2 protein-coding genes are annotated in these 18,370 nt (G+C 77.3%); both read left to right on the top strand.

Annotated features, from left to right (window positions below; genetic code table 11):
* The first annotated feature begins 5 nt into the window (after nt 1-5).
* Nucleotides 6-8,459, top strand: coding sequence for a type I polyketide synthase (locus tag AB0H28_RS25020; RefSeq protein WP_358044785.1), 8,454 nt, complete (start codon nt 6-8; stop codon nt 8,457-8,459).
* A gap of 25 nt (nt 8,460-8,484) precedes the next feature.
* On the top strand, nt 8,485-18,324 hold the full coding sequence (locus AB0H28_RS25015) for a type I polyketide synthase (RefSeq protein WP_358044782.1): 9,840 nt from the start codon (nt 8,485-8,487) through the stop codon (nt 18,322-18,324).
* Nucleotides 18,325-18,370 lie beyond the last annotated feature (46 nt).

Raw genomic sequence — 18,370 nt, 5'->3', positions numbered from 1 at the left:
CTGCGATGACAAACGAAGAGAAGCTCCGCGAGTACCTCAAGCGCGTCACCGCCGACCTGGCCCAGGTCCGGCAGCGGCTGCGCGCGGTCGAGGAGGCGGACGCCGAGCCGATCGCCATCATCGGGATGAGCTGCCGCTACCCGGGCGAGGCCGACACCCCGGAGGCGTTCTGGGATTTGATCCGCGACGGCGTCGACGCGATGTCCGGCTTCCCGTCCGACCGGGGCTGGGAACTCGGGGCGCTGCCGGCCGGGCTCGAACCGGTCGGTGGCTTCCTGCCCGGCGCCGCCGGGTTCGACGCCGGCTTCTTCGGCATCTCACCGCGCGAGGCCCTGGCCATGGACCCCCAGCAGCGACTGCTGCTGGAGGTCACCTGGGAGGCGATCGAGCGGGCCGGCATCGACCCGGCCACGCTGCGCGGCAGCCGCACCGGCGTCTTCGCCGGGCTGATGTACCAGGACTACGCGAAGCGCATCCTCGACATCCCCGACGGTGTCGAGACGTTCCTCGGCACCGGCAACACCGGCAGCGTCTTCTCCGGACGGGTCGCGTTCACCCTGGGCCTGGAGGGGCCGGCGCTGACGATCGACACCGCGTGCTCCTCGTCGCTCGTCGCGCTGCACCTCGCGGCCCGGTCGCTGCGCTCGCGGGAGACCGGCCTGGCGATCGCCGGCGGCGTCACCGTCATGGTCAACCCGGACACCTTCCTCGACTTCGCCCGGCAGGGCGGCCTGGCCGGCGACGGCCGGTGCAAGTCGTTCGCCGACGGCGCCGACGGCACCGGCTGGTCCGAGGGCGCCGGCGTGCTGCTGCTGGAGCGGCTGAGCGACGCCCGCCGCCACGGCCACCCGGTGCTGGCCGTGATCCGCGGCACCGCGGTGAATCAGGACGGGGCGTCCAGCGGGCTCACCACCCCCAACGGCCCCTCCCAGCAGCGGGTGATCGAGGACGCGCTGCGCGACGCCGGGATCGAAGCCGCCGACGTGGACGCCGTCGAGGCGCACGGCACCGGCACCCGGCTCGGCGACCCGATCGAGGCCCAGGCGCTGCTGTCGACGTACGGCCAGGGTCGGGCGCCCGACGCCGACCCGCTGTGGCTGGGCACGGTGAAGTCCAACGTCGGCCACACCCAGGCCGCCGCCGGCGTGGCCGGTGTGATCAAGATGGTGCTGGCGCTGCGGGCCGGGACGCTGCCGCGCACCCTGCACGCCGCCGAGCCCACCCGGGAGGTCGACTGGTCCGCCGGCCGGGTCCGCCTGCTCACCGAGGCGCGGGACTGGCCGGCGGGGGACCGGGTGCGGCGCGCCGGCGTCTCCTCGTTCGGGATCAGCGGCACCAACGCGCACGTCATCGTCGAGGAGGCGCCGGCACAGGAGGCACCGCCCGCCCCGCCCGTCGAGGCCCCGGTCGTCGTACCGTGGCTGGTGTCGGCCCGGTCGGCCCCGGCGCTGCGGGCCCAGGCCGCCGCGCTCGCCGACCTCGCCGGCACCGTCACCGACCCGGTCGCGGTGGCGTACGCGCTGGCCGGCAGCCGGACCGCGTTCGAGTACCGTGCCGTGGTGTTCGGCCGCGAGCCGGGCGACTTCGCGCGGGCGTTCGCCGCGCTGGCCGCCGGGACGCAGGACGGACCGGTCGTCGGCGCCGACGGCGCACCGGCGGAGGCGGTCGCGCTGGCCACCCGCTGGGCCGCCGGGGAGCGGGTCGCCGTGCTCGCCGGCGAGCGACCCGGGCAACCGCATCCGCTGCCCACGTACGCGTTCCAGCGGGAACGCTACTGGCTGTCCGCGCCGGCGGCCCGGGCGCTGTCCGGCACCACCGACGACGCCTTCTGGGAGTCGGTGACCCGCCGCGACCGCGACGGCCTGGCCCGGGCGCTGCGCCTGGATTCGGCGGCCGAGCAGGCGTCGCTGGCCGCGCTGCTGCCCGCGCTCGCCTCCTGGCACGAACGCCGCCGCACCGCCGCGACCCTCGACTCCTGGCGCTACCGGGTCACCTGGCGTCCGCTTCCCGAGCCGCCCGCCGGCCGCCTCGACGGCACCTGGCTGGTCGTCGGCGACGGCGACGACGTGGTCGACGCGCTGCACGCGGCGGGGGCCCGGACCGTGCGCTGCCCGGCGGCGACCGACGCCGAGACGCTCACCGACGACCTCTTCGACGCGATCCTGGAAGCGGACGACATCGCCGGCGTGGTGGCCCTGACCGACCGGCCCGCCGGCCCGGCCGGCCCGTCCGCCGGCGCGTCGGCGGCCCTCGCGCTGATCAAGGCGCTGGGCGCGGTCGGGGTGGACGCGCCACTGTGGTGCGTGACCCGCGGGGCGGTGTCCACCGGCCGGTCGGATTCGCTGCGCGAGCCGGACCAGGCCCAGGTCTGGGGGCTCGGCCGGGCCGCCGCGCTGGAGTTCCCGCGGCGCTGGGGCGGCCTGGTCGACCTGCCCGCGGCGATGACCGCCCGCGACGGTCGCCGCTTCGCCGCGCTGCTGGCCGCGGCGGGCGCGAGCGCGGCGGCCGACGCCGGCCCGGTCGAGGACCAGGTGGCCGTGCGGGCCTCCGGCGTGTTCGGCCGGCGGCTGGTGCGCGCCGCCGCCACCGACGTCGCCGAGTCCTGGCGTCCCACCGGAACGGTGCTGGTCACCGGCGGCACCGGGGCGATCGGCGGCCACGTCGCGCGCTGGCTGGCCGACCGCGGCACCCCGCACGTCCTCCTGCTCAGCCGCGGCGGCCCGGACGCGCCCGGCACCCGGGACCTCGCCGCCGAACTGTCGTCGGACACCACCACGGTCACCGTCGCCGCGTGCGACGTCGCCGACCGGGCCGCGCTCGCCGCCGTGCTCGCCGCGGTGCCCGCCGACCGTCCCCTCACCGCCGTGGTGCACGCCGCCGGGGCCGCCGACTCCGCGCCCCTCGCCGAGGTGGACCCGGCCGGGTTCGCCGCCACCGTCCGGGCCAAGGTCGCCGGCGCGGCCCACCTGCACGCGCTCACCGCGGACCAGCCGCTGGAGCGCTTCATCCTGATCTCCTCGGTCGCCGGGGTGTGGGGCGGCGGCGGGCAGGGCGCGTACAGCGCCGGAAACGCCTACCTCGACGCGCTCGCCGAGCACCGCCGCGGCGACGGGCTGGCCGCCACCGCGATCGCCTGGGGCGCCTGGGCCAGCGCCGGGATGGCGGCCGGGGACGACTCCGCCGCGTACCTGATCCGTCGGGGCCTGGTGCCGATGGAGCCGGCGCCGGCCGTCGCGGCGCTCGCGGCCGCGGTCGACGCGGGCGCCGCCGACCTGGTCGTGGCCGACGTCGACTGGCCGCGCTTCGCGCCGGGCTTCCAGTCCGCCCGGCGCAGCGCGCTGCTCGCCGACCTGCCCGAGGCCGCCGTGGCCGCCGGACCGGAGGCCGCCCCGGCCGGGTCGACGCTGCTCGCCGACCTCGCCGCCGCCGAACCCGGCGAGCGCGCGCGGCTCGTCCTGGCGACCGTGCTGACCGAGGCGGCCGAGGTGCTCGGCCACTCCGGCGCGGACGCCGTCGAGGTGGAACGCGCCTTCGACGACCTCGGCTTCGACTCGGTCACCGCGGTCGAGCTGAGCGGCCGGCTGAACGCCCGCACCGGAATCCGGCTGCCGGCCACCCTGATCTTCGACTACCCGACGCCGGCCGCGCTCGCGGCCCACATCGAGGGGCAGCTCACCGCCGTACCGGCCGAGGAGCCCGAGCCGGCGGTGCCGCAGGCGCGGCCGGAGACCGACGACGACCCGGTCGCGATCGTCGCCGTCGGGTGCCGCTACCCGGGCGGGGTCCGGTCGCCGGAGGAGTTCTGGCGGCTGCTGGAATCCGGCGGCGATGCCATCGGCGAGTTCCCGGCCGACCGGGGGTGGGACCCGGACGCCGATCCGGTCGACTACCCGCGCGCCGGCGGCTTCCTCTACGACGCGGGCGACTTCGACGCCGCGTTCTTCGACATCAGCCCCCGTGAGGCGCTGGCCATGGACCCGCAGCAGCGGGTGCTGCTGGAAACCGTCTGGGAGACCGTCGAGCGGGCCGGGATCGACCCGCACCGCCTGCGCGGCAGCGACACCGGCGTGTTCGTCGGCACCAACACCCAGGACTACGGCGTGGTGCTCACCAACACCGACACCGGCGCCGGCGGCCACCTGATCACCGGCGTCAGCGCCGCCGTCATCTCCGGCCGGCTGGCCTACACGTTCGGGTTGCAGGGTCCGGCCCTGTCGGTCGACACCGCGTGCTCCTCGTCACTTGTCGCGCTCCACCTCGCGGCCGCCGCGGTGCGCCGCGGCGAGTGCACGATGGCCATCGTCGGCGGCGTCACCGTGATGGCCACCCCCGGGCCGTTCTCCGAGTTCGGCCGGCTCGGCGGGCTCGCCTCCGACGGCCGGTGCCGGCCGTTCGCCGCCGCCGCCGACGGCACCGGCTGGAGCGAGGGAGCCGGCGTGGTGCTGATCGAACGGCTCAGCGACGCGCGCCGCAACGGCCACCCCGTCCTCGGCCTGGTCCGCGGCGGGGCGCTCAACTCCGACGGGGCGAGCAACGGCTTCACCGCCCCCAACGGGCCGGCCCAGCAGCGCGTCATCCGGGCGGCCCTCGCCGACGCCGGCCTGCACCCCTCGGAGGTCGACCTGGTCGAGGCGCACGGCACCGCCACCACCCTCGGCGACCCGATCGAGGCGCAGGCGCTGCTCGCCACGTACGGGCAGGAGCGCCCCGCCGACCGGCCGCTCTGGCTCGGCTCGGTCAAGTCCAACATAGGCCACACCCAGGCCGCCGCCGGCGTCGCCGGCATCATCAAGATCCTGCTCGCGATGCGGCACGGGGTGCTGCCGCGCACCCTGCACGTCGACGCGCCCACCCCGCACGTCGACTGGGCCGCCGGAGCGGTCGAACTGGTCACCGAGGCCCGGCCCTGGCCGGAGACCGGCCGCCCCCGCCGGGCCGCCGTCTCGTCCTTCGGCGCGAGCGGCACCAACGCCCACCTCGTCATCGAGCAGGCCCCGGCCGACGCGCCGGCCGAACCGGGTCCCGCCGCCGACGTCGGACCGGTCCCGTGGGTGCTCTCCGGGCGCTCCGCCGAGGCGGTCCGGGCCCAGGCCCGGCGGCTGCGCGCCTACCTGGCGGACCGCCCGGACCGGCCGGTGGCCGACGTCGCCGCCGCCCTGACCCGGCGGGCCCGCTTCGAGCACCGTGCCGTCGTCGTCGGCCACGACCCGGCCGGGTTCACCGCCGGCCTGACCGCGCTGGCCACCGGCGACCCGGCCCCCGGCGTCGTCCACGGCGTCGCCCGCGGCCCGGCCGAGGCCGTCTTCGTCTTCCCCGGGCAGGGCTCGCAGTGGGCCGGCATGGCCCGCGAGCTGTACCAGCAGCACCCCGTCTTCGCCGCCCGCTTCGACGCCTGCGCGCACGCCCTCACCCCGCACCTCGACTGGTCCCCCCACGACGTGCTGCTCGGCGTCGCGGGCGCCCCGGCGTTGGACCGCGACGACGTCGTCCAGCCGATGCTGTTCGCCGTGATGGTGGCGCTGGCCGAGGTCTGGCGCGCGCACGGCGTACGCCCGTCCGCCGTGGTCGGACACAGCCAGGGCGAGATCGCGGCGGCCTGCGTGGCCGGCGCGCTCAGCCTGACCGACGCCGCCACGGTGGTCGCGCTGCGCTCCCGCGAACTGCGGCTGATCGCCGGCCGCGGCGGCCTGGTGTCGGTCGCGCTGCCGCCGGCCGAGGCCGCCGCCTGGATCGCGCCGTGGGACGGCCGGCTGGAGGTCGCCGTCGTCAACGGCCCCACCGCCGTCGTGGTCGGCGGGGACGAGGAGGCCCTGACCGAGCTGCTCGCGGCGGGGGAGACCGCCGGTGTGCGGGTCAAGCGGGTGCCGGTCGTCTACGCGTCGCACACCGCGCACGTCGAGCACCTGCGGGAGCCGCTGCTGCGGTCACTGGCCGACGTCACCGGCCGCCCGTCGACGGTGCCGCTCTACTCGTCGGTCACCGGCGAGCGCCTAGACACCACCGCGATGGACGGCACGTACTGGTTCCGCAACCTGCGCGAGACGGTCCGCTTCGACCGGGCGGTCCTCGCCATGCCGGACGGCGCCGTGTTCCTGGAGGTCAGCCCGCACCCGGTGCTCGCCGTACCGCTCGCCGAGCTGCTCACCGACGCCGGCCGCCGGGCCGACGTGGTCGGCACGCTGCGACGCGACGACGGCGGCCCACGGCGACTGCTGACCAGCCTGGCCGAGGCGTACGTGCGGGGTGTGCCGGTGGACTGGCCCAGCGTGCTGCCTTCCGCCCGGCCGGTCACCGACCTGCCCACGTACGCGTTCCAGCGCCGACGGTTCTGGCCGCTGCCGTCGGCCGCGCCGGCCCCGGCGCCCGGCGCGGCCACCGGCTTCGAGGCGTCCTTCTGGGACGCGGTCGCCCGGTCCGACGCCGAGTCGCTGGCCGGCACGCTGGCCGTGGACCGGCCCGACGCCGTCCGTGAACTGCTGCCCGCCCTGTCCGCCTGGCACCGCCGCGGCCTGCTGGCCAGCCGGCTCGACGGCCTGCGGTACGTCGCCGCCTGGAAGGCCGACCCCGACCGGGCACCCGCGCCGCTGACCGGACGATGGGTCGTCGTGGTCCCGCCCGGGCACGCCGCCGACCCGGACGTCTTGGCCACCGTCGCCGCCCTCACCGGGGCGGGCGCCGACACCACGGTGGTGACCGGCGACGCCGCCGGGGAAGAACAGCTCGACGGCGCGGCCGGCGTGCTGTCCTTCCTCGGCCTCGACGAGACCCCGCACCGGGACCACCCAGTCGTCACCACCGGGCTCGCCGCCACCGTCGCGCTGCTGCGCGCCGTGACGCACGGCCGGCTGTGGTGTGTGACGCGCGGCGCGGTGGCCGTCGGCGCGGAGCCGGTGGAACACCCGGAGCAGGCCGCGATCTGGGGTCTCGGCCGGGTCGCGGCGCTGGAGGAACCGGCCCGCTGGGGCGGCCTGGTCGACCTGCCGCCCACCCCGGACGGCCGCGCCGCGGACCGGCTCGTCGCCGCGCTGGCCGGCGCCGACGGCGAGGACCAGATCGCGCTGCGGACCGCCGGGGTGTTCCTGCGCCGGATCGAACGCGCGCCGGTCGGGTCGAAGCCCGCCCGGGCGTGGACGCCGCGCGGCACCGTGCTGGTGACCGGCGGCACCGGCGCGCTCGGCGAGCGGGTCGCCCGCTGGCTGGCCGGCCGGGGCGCCGAGCACCTGGTGCTGGTGAGCCGCGGTGGCCGCGCCCAGCCGGGGCTAACCGACGACCTGGCCGCGAACGGCAGTCGGGTGACGGTCGCGGCCTGCGACCTCACCGACCGCGACCAGGTGCGTGACCTGCTCGACGACCTGGCCGCGGGCGGCGACCCGGTCCGTACGGTGTTCCACGTCGCCGGCGTCAACACGCTGATCGACGTGGCCGACACCGCAGTGGGCGAGCTGGCCGCCATCGCGTCCGGCAAGGTGGCCGGCGCCCGGCACCTCGACGAACTGCTCGACCCGGAGCTGCTCGACACCGTCGTCTACTTCTCCTCGATCGCGGCGACCTGGGGCGGCGGCCGGCACGGCGCGTATGCCGCGGCCAACGCGTACCTCGACGCGCTGGCCCGGCGTCGCCGGGCCCCGGGCGCCCGGGTGCTCTCGGTCGCCTGGGGGCCGTGGCGCGGCGGGGGCATGGTGCACCCGGACGCCGAGAGCGGGATGCGCCGCATCGGCCTGCCGTTGCTCGACCCGGACGACGCGGTCGCCGCCCTCCAGCAGGCGCTGGAGCACGACGACGCCACCGTCACCGTGGCCGACGTGGACTGGGCGCGGTTCGCGCGGGCGTTCACCGCGCCCCGGCCGAGCCCGCTGATCGGCGACCTTCCGGACCTCGCCGCCGGGCGGGACGCCGCCCCGGTGGAGGCCGCCGGCAGCCCGGATCAGGACGCCGCCCGCCGCGAGCTGGCGGCACTCGCCCCGGCCGACCGGGAACGGGCGCTGCTCGACCTCGTCCGGTCGCACGCCGCGGCGGTGCTCGGGCACGTCTCCAGCGGCGCGATCGAACCCGGCCGCGCGTTCCGCGAACTCGGGTTGGACTCCCTCACCTCGGTCGAGCTGCGGGACCGGCTCGGCGCGGCCACCGGCCTGACCCTGCCGGCGACGCTGGTGTTCGACCACCCGACCCCGGCGGTGCTGGCCGCCTGGCTCGCCGCCGAACTCGGCCCGGCGGGTGCGGCGGACGCCCTGCCGTCGGAGGCCGAGCTGGACCGGCTCGACACCGCGCTGGCCGACCTGCCGGCCGACGACATCGGCCGGATGCGCATCATGCTCCGGCTCGAAGCCCTGCTCGACCGGCACGCCCGCGGCGCCGCCCCGGCCGGGGCGGTCATCGCCCCCGACCTCATCGACAAGCTCGGTTCGGCCTCCAGCGAAGAACTCTTCGCCCTCGTGGACCAGGACCTCGGCCTCGCCTGACCCTCCCGGAAGGATCGATGTTCGCATGGACAACGAGGAGAAACTGCGCGGCTATCTGGCGCGGGTCATCGCCGAGTTGCACGACACCCGGCAGCGGCTGCGCACCGCCGAGTCGGGCGACCAGGAACCGATAGCGATCGTCGCGATGGGCTGCCGGCTGCCCGGTGGCGTCACCGGACCCGACGACCTGTGGCGCCTGGTCGCCGGGGAGGTCGACGCGGTCGGCCCGATTCCCGCCGACCGCGGCTTCGACCTGGCCGACTACTACGACCCGGACCCGGAGCACGCCGGCACGACGTACTCCGCCGCCGGTGGCTACGTGGCCGACGCGACCATGTTCGACCCCGGCTTCTTCGGCATCAGCCCGCGCGAGGCGATCGCGATGGACCCGCAGCAGCGGATGATCCTGGAGGTGTGTTGGGAGACCGTCGAGCGGGCCGGCATCGCCCCCACCGCGCTGCGCGGCACCCCCACCGGCGTCTTCCTCGGCGCCAGCTCGCTCGGCTACAGCGCCGGTGCGGTCGGCGCGGCCACCGGGTCCGAGGGCTACCTGGTCACCGGCAGCTCGCTGTCGGTGGTGTCCGGCCGCGTCGCGTACGTCCTCGGCACCGAGGGCCCGACGCTCACCGTGGACACCGCCTGCTCGTCGTCGAGCGTGAGCCTGCACCTGGCCACCCAGGCGCTGCGCCGGCAGGAGTGCACGCTGGCCATCGCCGGCGGCGTGACGGTCATCCCCAACCCGATCAGCGTGCTGGAGCTCAGCCGCCAGCGGGTGCTCGCCGCCGACGGCAGGTGCAAGGCGTTCGGGGCCGGCGCGGACGGCATGGGCTTCGCCGAGGGCGCCGCGGTGCTGCTCCTGGAACGGCTCGACGACGCGCGCCGCAACGGCCACGAGGTGCTCGCGGTGATCCGCGGCTCGGCGGTCAACTCCGACGGCGCCTCCAACGGCCTGACCGCGCCGAGCGGGCCGGCGCAGCAACGCGTCATCCGGCAGGCGCTGGCCGACGCCCGGCTCTCGCCCGAGCAGATCGACACCGTGGAGGCGCACGGCACCGGCACCCCGCTCGGCGACCCGATCGAGGCCCGGTCGCTGATCGCCACGTACGGCCGGCAACGGCCGCCGGGCCGTCCCCTGCACCTCGGCTCGCTGAAGTCCAACATCGGCCACGTCCAGCAGGGCGCCGGCGTCGCCGGTGTGATCAAGATGGTGCTGGCGATCCGCCACGGCCTGCTGCCCCGCACCCTGCACGCCGACGTCGCGACGCCGCACGTCGACTGGGGCGCGGGCGACGTCAGCCTGCTCACCGAGGCCCGGCCGTGGCCGGAGACCGGCGCGCCGAGGCGGGCGGCGGTCTCCTCGTTCGGGATCAGCGGCACCAACGTGCACACCATCATCGAGCAGGCCCCGCCGGCCGAGCCGGCGCCGCCGCGGGAGCCGCGACCGGAACCCGGGCCGCTGCCCTGGGTGGTCACCGGCCGCACCCCGGAAGGGCTGCGGGCCCAGGCGGGACGGCTGAGGGCGTTCGTCGCCGGTGCCGACGACCTCGAGCGGGCCGACGTGGCGTGGTCGCTGACCGCCGCCCGGGTCCGGCACGAGCACCGGGCGGTGGTGGTGGCCGGGGACACCGACACCGCCGTCGCCGGGCTGGCCGCGGTCGAGGCGGGCGAGCCGTCGCCGTACGCGCTGGGCGCCTCGGCCGGCTCGGGCAAGCTCGCCTTCCTCTTCCCCGGCCAGGGCGTCCAGCGCCCCGGCATGGGGCGTGAGCTGTACGCGGCGTACCCGGCGTTCGCGGCGGCGTTCGACGAGGTGTGCGCGGGTTTCGCGCCGCTGCTCGACCGGCCGCTGCGTGATCTGGTGTTCACCGCGGCCGACGCCGCGCTGCTCGACCGCACCACCTGGACCCAGCCGGCCACGTTCGCCGTCGAGGTGGCGCTGTTCCGGCTCTTCGAGTCCTGGGGGGTCCGACCCGACTACCTGCTCGGGCACTCGTTCGGCGAGGTGGTGGCCGCGCACGTCGGCGGCGTGCTCACGCTCGCGGACGCCTGCGAACTGGTCGCCGCGCGGGGCCGGCTGATGGACGAGCTGCCGCCCGGCGGCGTGATGATGGCGGTCCGGGCGAGCGCCGACGAGGCCCGCGAGGCGCTCGCCGGCTACCCGGGCCGGGTCGACCTGGCCGCGGTCAACGGCCCGTCCTCGGTGGTGGTCTCCGGCGACCGGGACGCGGTGGAGGAACTGGCCGCCCACTGGCAGGCCGCCGGCCGTAAGACCACGATGCTGCGCGGCGGGTACGCGTTCCACTCGGCCCGGATGGACCCGATCCTGACCGAACTCGGCGCGGTGGGCGGACGACTGGCGCACGCCGAGCCCGCCATCCCGATCGTCTCGGACCTGACCGGCGCCCCGGCCGGGCCGGAGATGCGCTCCGGCGACTACTGGGCGCGGCACGCCCGTTCGGCCGTACGCTTCGCCGACGGGGTCGAGTGGCTGCGCCGCGAGGGCGTCACCCGCTTCCTCGAACTCGGCCCGGACGGCACCCTCACCGGCCTGGTCCGGCTCGCCCTCGACGAGGCGCCGGACGCCGGCGCCCCGGACGGTGAGGAGCCCGCGCTGGCCACCGCGCTGCGGGCGGACCGTCCGGAGCCCGAGGCCGCCGTCCGCGCGCTGGCCCAGCTGCACGCGCACGGCGTCGAGGTCGACTGGGCCGCGTTCTTCGCCGCCGCGCGCCCCCGGCTCAGCCCGCTGCCGACCACCGCGTTCCTGCGGCAGCGTTACTGGATCGACGCGCCGGCCGGGGAACCCGCCCCGCCGGCCGGCCTGGTGGATGCGGCGGAGACACTGTTCTGGGAGGCGGTCGAACGCCGCGACGTCGACGGCGTCGCCGGCACGCTGGGGCTCGACCCCGCCGACCGGCTCCGGGACGTGCTGCCCGCGCTCTCCGCCTGGCGCAGCCGTCGCCGCACCGCGTGCACTGTGGACTCCTGGCGCTACCGGAGCACGTGGAAGCCGGTGACCGACCTGCCGTCCGGGGCGCTCGGCGGCACCTGGCTGCTGGTGCACGACGCCGCCGACGCCGCCGGGGCGGCCGAGGTGACCGCCGCGCTGCGCCGGGCCGGGGCCGAGGTGCGCGCCCTCGCCGTCGACGCGGCGGCCACCGGCCGGGCCGAGCTGACCGGTCTGCTGCCGGACGCGCTCGCCGGGGCCGACCCGGCCGGCGTCGTCTCGCTGCTCGCCACCGTCGAGACGCCGATGACCGGGGCGGACGCCGTCCCGGCCGGGCTCGCCGCCACCGTCGCGCTGGTGCAGGCGCTCGGCGACGCGGGCACGCCGGCCCCGCTCTGGTGCCTGACCCGCGGCGCGGTCTCGACCGGCCGGTCCGATCGGCAGCTCAGCGTCGCGCCGGCCCAGGTGTGGGGCTTCGGCCGGGTCGCCGCGCTGGAACTGCCGGACCGCTGGGGCGGCCTGGTCGACCTGCCGCCGGAGTTGTCCGAGCGGGACGGCCGGCGGCTCGCCGGCGTGCTCGGCGGCGGACACGGCGAGGACCAGCTCGCGGTGCGCGGCTCCGGCGTCCTGGCCCGCCGGCTCGCCCGCGCGGCGCCGGTGCCCGCCGCCGACGCGCGCTGGGGCACGGACGGAACCGTCCTGGTCACCGGCGGCACCGGCGGCCTGGGCGCCACCATCGCCCGCTGGCTGGCCGATCGTGGCGTCCCGCACGTGCTGCTGGTCAGCCGGCGAGGACCGGCCGCGCCCGGCGCGGACGAGCTGGTGGCCGAGCTGACCGCGGGCGGCACCGCGGTGACGGTGGCGGCCTGCGACGTCGCCGACCGGGCGGCGCTGGCCGAGGTGCTGGCCGCGATCCCCGCCGACCGCCCGCTGACGGGGGTCGTGCACGCCGCGGCGGTCGTCGACGACGGGGTGATCGACACGCTCGACCCGGCCCGGCTCGACACCGTGCTGCGCGCCAAGGCGGGCGCGGCCGAGGTGCTCGACGAGCTGACCGCCGACCGGTCGCTGTCGCTGTTCGTCCTGTTCAGCTCCATCGCCGGCACGATCGGCGCGGCCGGTCAGGCCAGCTACGCCGCGGCCAACGCCGCCCTGGACGCGCTGGCCCGCCGCCGCCGCGACCGGGGACAGGTGGCGACGTCGATCGCGTGGGGCGCGTGGGCCGGCGCCGGACTGGCCGACGACGAGGTGGTGCGGCGCCGCCTGCGGACCGCCGGGGTGCCGCCGATGGACCCGGCGACCGCGATGTCGGCCCTGGCCGCCGCCGTCGACCGGGACGACACCGACCTCGCCGTGGTGGACATCGACTGGCCGCGGTTCGCCGCCACGTTCACCGCCACCCGGCCCAGCCCGCTCCTCGCCGACCTGGCCGAGGTGCGGGCGGCCATCCCCGAACCCGGCGCCGCCGCCGAGGACCCGACCGGCTCGCTCGCGCAACGCCTCGCCGCCGCCGACGCGGCCGAGCGGCAGGCCATCCTGCTGGACCTCGTCCGCGGACACGCCGCGCTCGTGCTCGGCCACCCGTCCGGCGACGCGATCGAACCGGCGAAGGCGTTCCGCGACCTCGGATTCGACTCGCTCACCGCGCTCGACCTGCGCAACCTGCTGGCCGGCGTCACCGGGTTGCGGCTGCCGGCCACGCTGGTCTTCGACTACCCGACCCCGCACGACCTCGCCGGCCACCTGCTCGGCGAACTGGTGACCGAGGGCGACCCGGCCGCCGTGCCGGGCCCGGCCGCCGGGCCCACCACCGAACCGCTCGCGATCATCGGAATGGCCTGCCGGTTCCCCGGCGGGGTCCGGTCGCCCGAGGAGCTGTGGCGACTGCTGTCGGACGGCCGCGACGGGATCTCCGGGTTCCCCACCGACCGGGGCTGGCCGGAGATCCGGGACGCGGGCTTCGCGCCCGAGGGCGGTTTCCTGTACGACGCGGCGCTGTTCGACAGCGGCCTGTTCGGGATCTCGCCGCGCGAGGCGGTCGCCATGGACCCGCAGCAGCGGCAGTTGCTGGAAACCGCCTGGGAGACGTTCGAGCGGGCCGGACTGGACCCCCGTTCGCTGCGGGGCAGCGCCACCGGCGTGTTCGTCGGCGGCGCGTCGACCGGCTACGGCGTGGGCGTCGCGCTGCCGCCGGACGCCGAGGGCCACTACCTGACCGGCAACGCCGGCAGCGTGATGTCCGGCCGGATCTCCTACACCTTCGGCCTGGAGGGGCCGGCCGTCACCATCGACACGGCGTGCTCCTCGGCGCTCGTCGCCCTGCACCTGGCGGCGCAGGCGCTGCGTCGGGGCGAGTGCGCGATGGCGCTCGTCGGCGGCGTGACCGTGATGCCGACCCCGGCGGTGTTCGCCGAGTTCGGCAAGCAGGGCGGGCTCGCCGCCGACGGCCGGTGCAAGCCGTTCGCCGCGGCGGCCGACGGCACCGGCTGGTCCGAGGGCGCCGGGCTGGTGCTGCTGGAACGGCTCTCCGACGCCCGGCGCCACGGCCACGAGGTGCTCGCCGTGGTGCGGGGGACGGCGGTCAACTCCGACGGCGCCTCCAACGGGCTCACCGCGCCGAACGGCCCGTCGCAGCAGCGGGTGATCCGCCAGGCCCTGGCCGACGCCGGGTCCACCCCGTCCGAGGTGGACGCGGTGGAGGCGCACGGCACCGGCACCACGCTCGGCGACCCGATCGAGGCGCAGGCGCTGATCGCCACCTACGGGCGGGACCGGCCCGCGGACCGCCCGCTGCGGCTGGGCTCGGTCAAGTCGAACCTCGGGCACACCCAGTTCGCCGCCGGCGCGGCCGGGTTGATCAAGATGGTGCTCGCGCTGCGCCACCACGAGCTGCCCCGCTCGCTGCACGTCGACACGCCCACCCCGCACGTCGACTGGGCCGCCGGCTCGATCGAGCTGCTCACCGAGCCGGCCCCGTGGACGCCGGGGGATCGCCCGCGCCGGGCCGGCATCTCGGCGTTCGGCATCAGCGGCACCAACGCGCACGTCATCGTGGAGGAGGCGCCGCCGGCCCCGGTGGTGGACGAGCCCGCCACCGCGTCGGGACCGGTGCCGGTGCCGCTGGCCGCCCGGACCGCCGACGGGCTGCGTGCCCAGGCCGCGCGTCTGCGCGCCGCCGTCGCCGAGGGGGCGGACACGCCCGTGGACGTCGGCTTCACGCTGGCCACCGGGCGGGCCGCGCTCGACCACCGGGCGGTCGTGCTCGCCGCCGACCGCGCCGGGCTGCTGGCCGGACTGGACGCGCTGGCGACCGGCGACCCCGACGCCGGGGGCGTGGCGCACGGCCGCGCCACCGAGGGGCGGGTGGCGATGATGTTCACCGGCCAGGGGGCCCAGCGGCTCGGCATGGGCCGTGACCTTTACCACCGCTTCCCCGCGTACGCGGACGCCTTCGACGCCGCCTGCGCCCGCTTCGACGCGCTGCTGGAGCGCCCGCTGCGCGACGTGCTGGACGCGGACGCCGAGGCCCTCGACCGCACCGGCTACGCCCAGCCCGCGCTGTTCGCCGTCGAGGTCGCCCTGTTCCGCCTGCTGGAGTCGTGGGGGATCCGCCCGCACGCGGTGCTCGGCCACTCCGTAGGCGAGATCGCCGCCGCCCACGTGGCCGGCGTGCTGTCGCTTGACGACGCCTGCACGCTCGTCGCCGCCCGCGGCCGGCTGATGGACGGCCTGCCGGCCGGCGGCGCCATGCTCGCGGTGCGGGCCGGCGAGGACGAGGTACGCGCCGCGCTGCGCCCGGGCGTCGAGATCGCCGCGGTCAACGCGCCGCGCGCGGTCGTCGTGTCCGGCGACGAGGACGCGGTCGACGCGGTCGCCGCGCACTTCACCGGACTGGGCCGCCGCACCAACCGGCTGCGCGTCTCGCACGCCTTCCACTCGGCGCGGATGGAGCCGATGCTGGCCGAGTTCGCCGCCGTGCTCGCCGGGCTGACCTACGAGCGGCCCCGGATCACCGTCGTGTCCAACCTCACCGGCGAGCCGGTCGAGGAGTTCTCCGCCGCGTACTGGCTGCGTCAGGTGCGCGAGCCGGTGCGCTTCGCCGACGGCCTCGGCCACCTCGCCGCGGCCGGCGTCAGGCGGTTCGTCGAGGTCGGTCCGGCCGGCGTGCTGACCGGCCTGGCCCGGCTGTCGCTGGCCGAGGACGCGGCGACGCTGGTGGTGCCGACGTTGCGCGACGGCCGGGACGGGACCGGGTGCGTCCTCGACGCGCTGGCCCGCCTGCACGTCGCCGGCGTGTCCCCGGACTGGGCGGCGGTCTTCGCCGGCTCGGGCGCCCGGCGGGTGCCGGTGCCGACGTACGCGTTCCAGCACCAGCGCTACTGGTTGACCGCCGAGCCGGCCGCCGACCCCGCCGGGGCCACGCCCTGGCGGTACCGGGTCGCCTGGGCCGCGCTGCCCGGCGGCACCCCGTGCACGCTGACCGGCGACTGGCTGGTCGTCGCGCCCGAGGACCCGGCGGCCCGCGAGCTGGCCGGCCGGATCGGCGCGGCGATGCGGGCCCGGGGCGCGGTGCCCACCGTGCTCACCGCGGCCGAGGTCGCGCCCGACGCCGCCCCGGCCGGGGTGGTGTCGCTCGCGCCGACGCTCGACGCCACCGTCGACCTGGCGAACCGGATCGACGCGCCGCTGTGGACGGTCACCCGGGGCGCGGTCACCCTCGGTCGCTCGGACGCCCCGGTCGACCCCGACCAGGCCGCGGTGTGGGGCCTGCACCGGGTGCTCTCGCTGGAGCACCCGCGGCGTTGGGGTGGCCTGATCGACCTGCCCGCCGTCGTCGACGACCGGGTGGCGGCCGAACTCGTCCGGGTCCTCGGGTCCGGCGCCGACGACCAGGTGGCGCTGCGGCCGGCCGGCACGTTCGGCCGCCGCCTCGTCCGGGCGCCGCTGACCGCCGCGCCCGCGCCGTGGAAACCGGAGGGCACCGTCCTGGTCACCGGGGGCACCGGTGCGCTCGGCCGACGCCTGGCCCGGTGGCTGGCCGAGCGGGGCGCCCCGCACGTGGTGCTCGCCGGCCGCGCCGGCACGAGCGTGCCGGAGCTGGCCGAGCTGACCGCGTCGGGCACCCGGATCACGGTGGTGGCCTGCGACGTCACCGACCGGAGCGCCCTCGCCGGGCTGCTCGACCGGATCGGTGCCGACGAACCCCTCACCGCCGTCTTCCACGCCGCCGGGGTCCGCGACGACACCCCGCTCGCGGGCCTCACGCCGGCCTCCGTGGCGGCGGCGCTGGCCGCCAAGGTGACCGGCGCCCGGCACCTGGACGAGCTGACCCGGGACCTGCCGCTGTCGGCGTTCGTGCTGTTCTCCTCCGCCGCGGGCGTGTGGGGCGGCAGCCGGCAGGCCACCACGGCCGCCGCCGGCGCCTGGCTCGACGCCCTCGCCGAGCAGCGGCGGGCGGCCGGCCGGCCGGCCACGTCCGTCGCCTGGGGGCCGTGGGACGAGCCCGACGGTGTCTCCGGCGCGCCGGAGGTCCGCGACCGCCTGGCGCGTCTCGGCCTGCCGGCGATGGAACCCGGCGCGGCGCTGGCCGCGCTCGGCCAGGCGGTCGCGCTCGACGACCCCACGCTTGTCGTCGCCGACGTCCGCTGGCAACCGTTCGTCGAGACGATGACCGCGAGCGGCCCGCGGCCGTTCTTCGACGGCGTGCCCGAGGTACGCGGCCTGGCGGCCCGACCGCACTCGCCGGCCCCCGCGGCGCGGGAGCTGCGCGAGACGCTCCTCGCGGCACCCCCGCACGAGCGGCGGCCGGTCCTGCTCGACCTCGTCCGGGACCACGCCGCCCGGGTGCTCGGCCACCCGAGCGCCGACGCGGTGGGCGCCGACGACAAGTTCCTCGAACTGGGCTTCGACTCGCTCACCTCGATCGAGCTGCGCACCCGGTTGCAGGCGGCCACCGGCCTCACGCTGAGCCCCACGGCGGCGTTCGACCACCCGTCGGCGGTGCTGCTGGCCGCGCACGTGGAGCAGGCGCTGCTCGCCACGGCCGGGGTGACCGGCGACCCGGCGGCGCCGCTGCTGGGCATCGCGCCGGACGACGAGAACCCGGTCGGCCTGCTGAACTCGCTCTACCGCGAGGCGATCCGGACGAACCGGGTCGTCGACTTCATGAAGCTGGCGTACGAGGCGTCGCAGTTCCGCCCGTTCTTCACCGACCCGGCGCAGCTGTCCGACGGTCCGCACCCGGTCACCCTGGTGCGCGGCGACCGCACGCCGCGGCTGGTGTGCCACACCGGCACCACGGCGGCCGGCGGCCCGCACGAGTTCGCCCGGTTCGCCGCGGCGTTCCGTGGCGAGCGCGACGTGTCGGTGCTGCCGGTGCCCGGCTTCGGTCGCGGCGAACTGCTGCCGGCCGACGCGTACGTGATGCTCGCCTGGCAGGCCCGGTGCCTGCGGAACCTGGTCGGTGACGATCCGTTCGTCCTGGTCGGACACTCCGGCGGCGGGATCCTGGCGCACGCGCTGACCCGCTATCTGGAGGAGGAGGACGTGCAGCCGGCCGGCCTGGTGCTTGTCGACACCTATCCGCTGTCCCGGCCGATGCACGAGGTCTGGCAGAACGAGCTGTCCACCGGCGTGCTCGAGCGGCAGCACCAGTACGTGCCGATGGACGACGTCCGGCTCACCGCGCAGGGCCACTACGGCGTGATGACCGGCGGGTTCGAGGCCCGCGAGATCGAGACGCCGACGCTCGTGGTGCGGGCCACCGAGCCGCTGGGCCCGTGGGACCGCGACGACGACTGGCGGGCCGGCTGGGAGCTGCCGCACACCGCCGTCGACGTGACCGGCAACCACTTCTCGATCATGGCCGAGTACGCCGGCGAGACGGCCGCCGCGGTCACCGGGTGGCTGGCCGGCCTGCGCTGAGACGGCGACGGGGCTCAGGCGAAAGCCCGAGCCCCGTCGCGGTGGA

Source organism: Micromonospora sp. NPDC050980, assembly GCF_040653835.1.
Taxonomy (GTDB): Bacteria; Actinomycetota; Actinomycetes; order Mycobacteriales; family Micromonosporaceae; genus Micromonospora.
The sequence above is the reverse complement of the archived record's forward strand: the minus strand, read 5'-3'. Positions and strand labels throughout refer to the sequence as shown.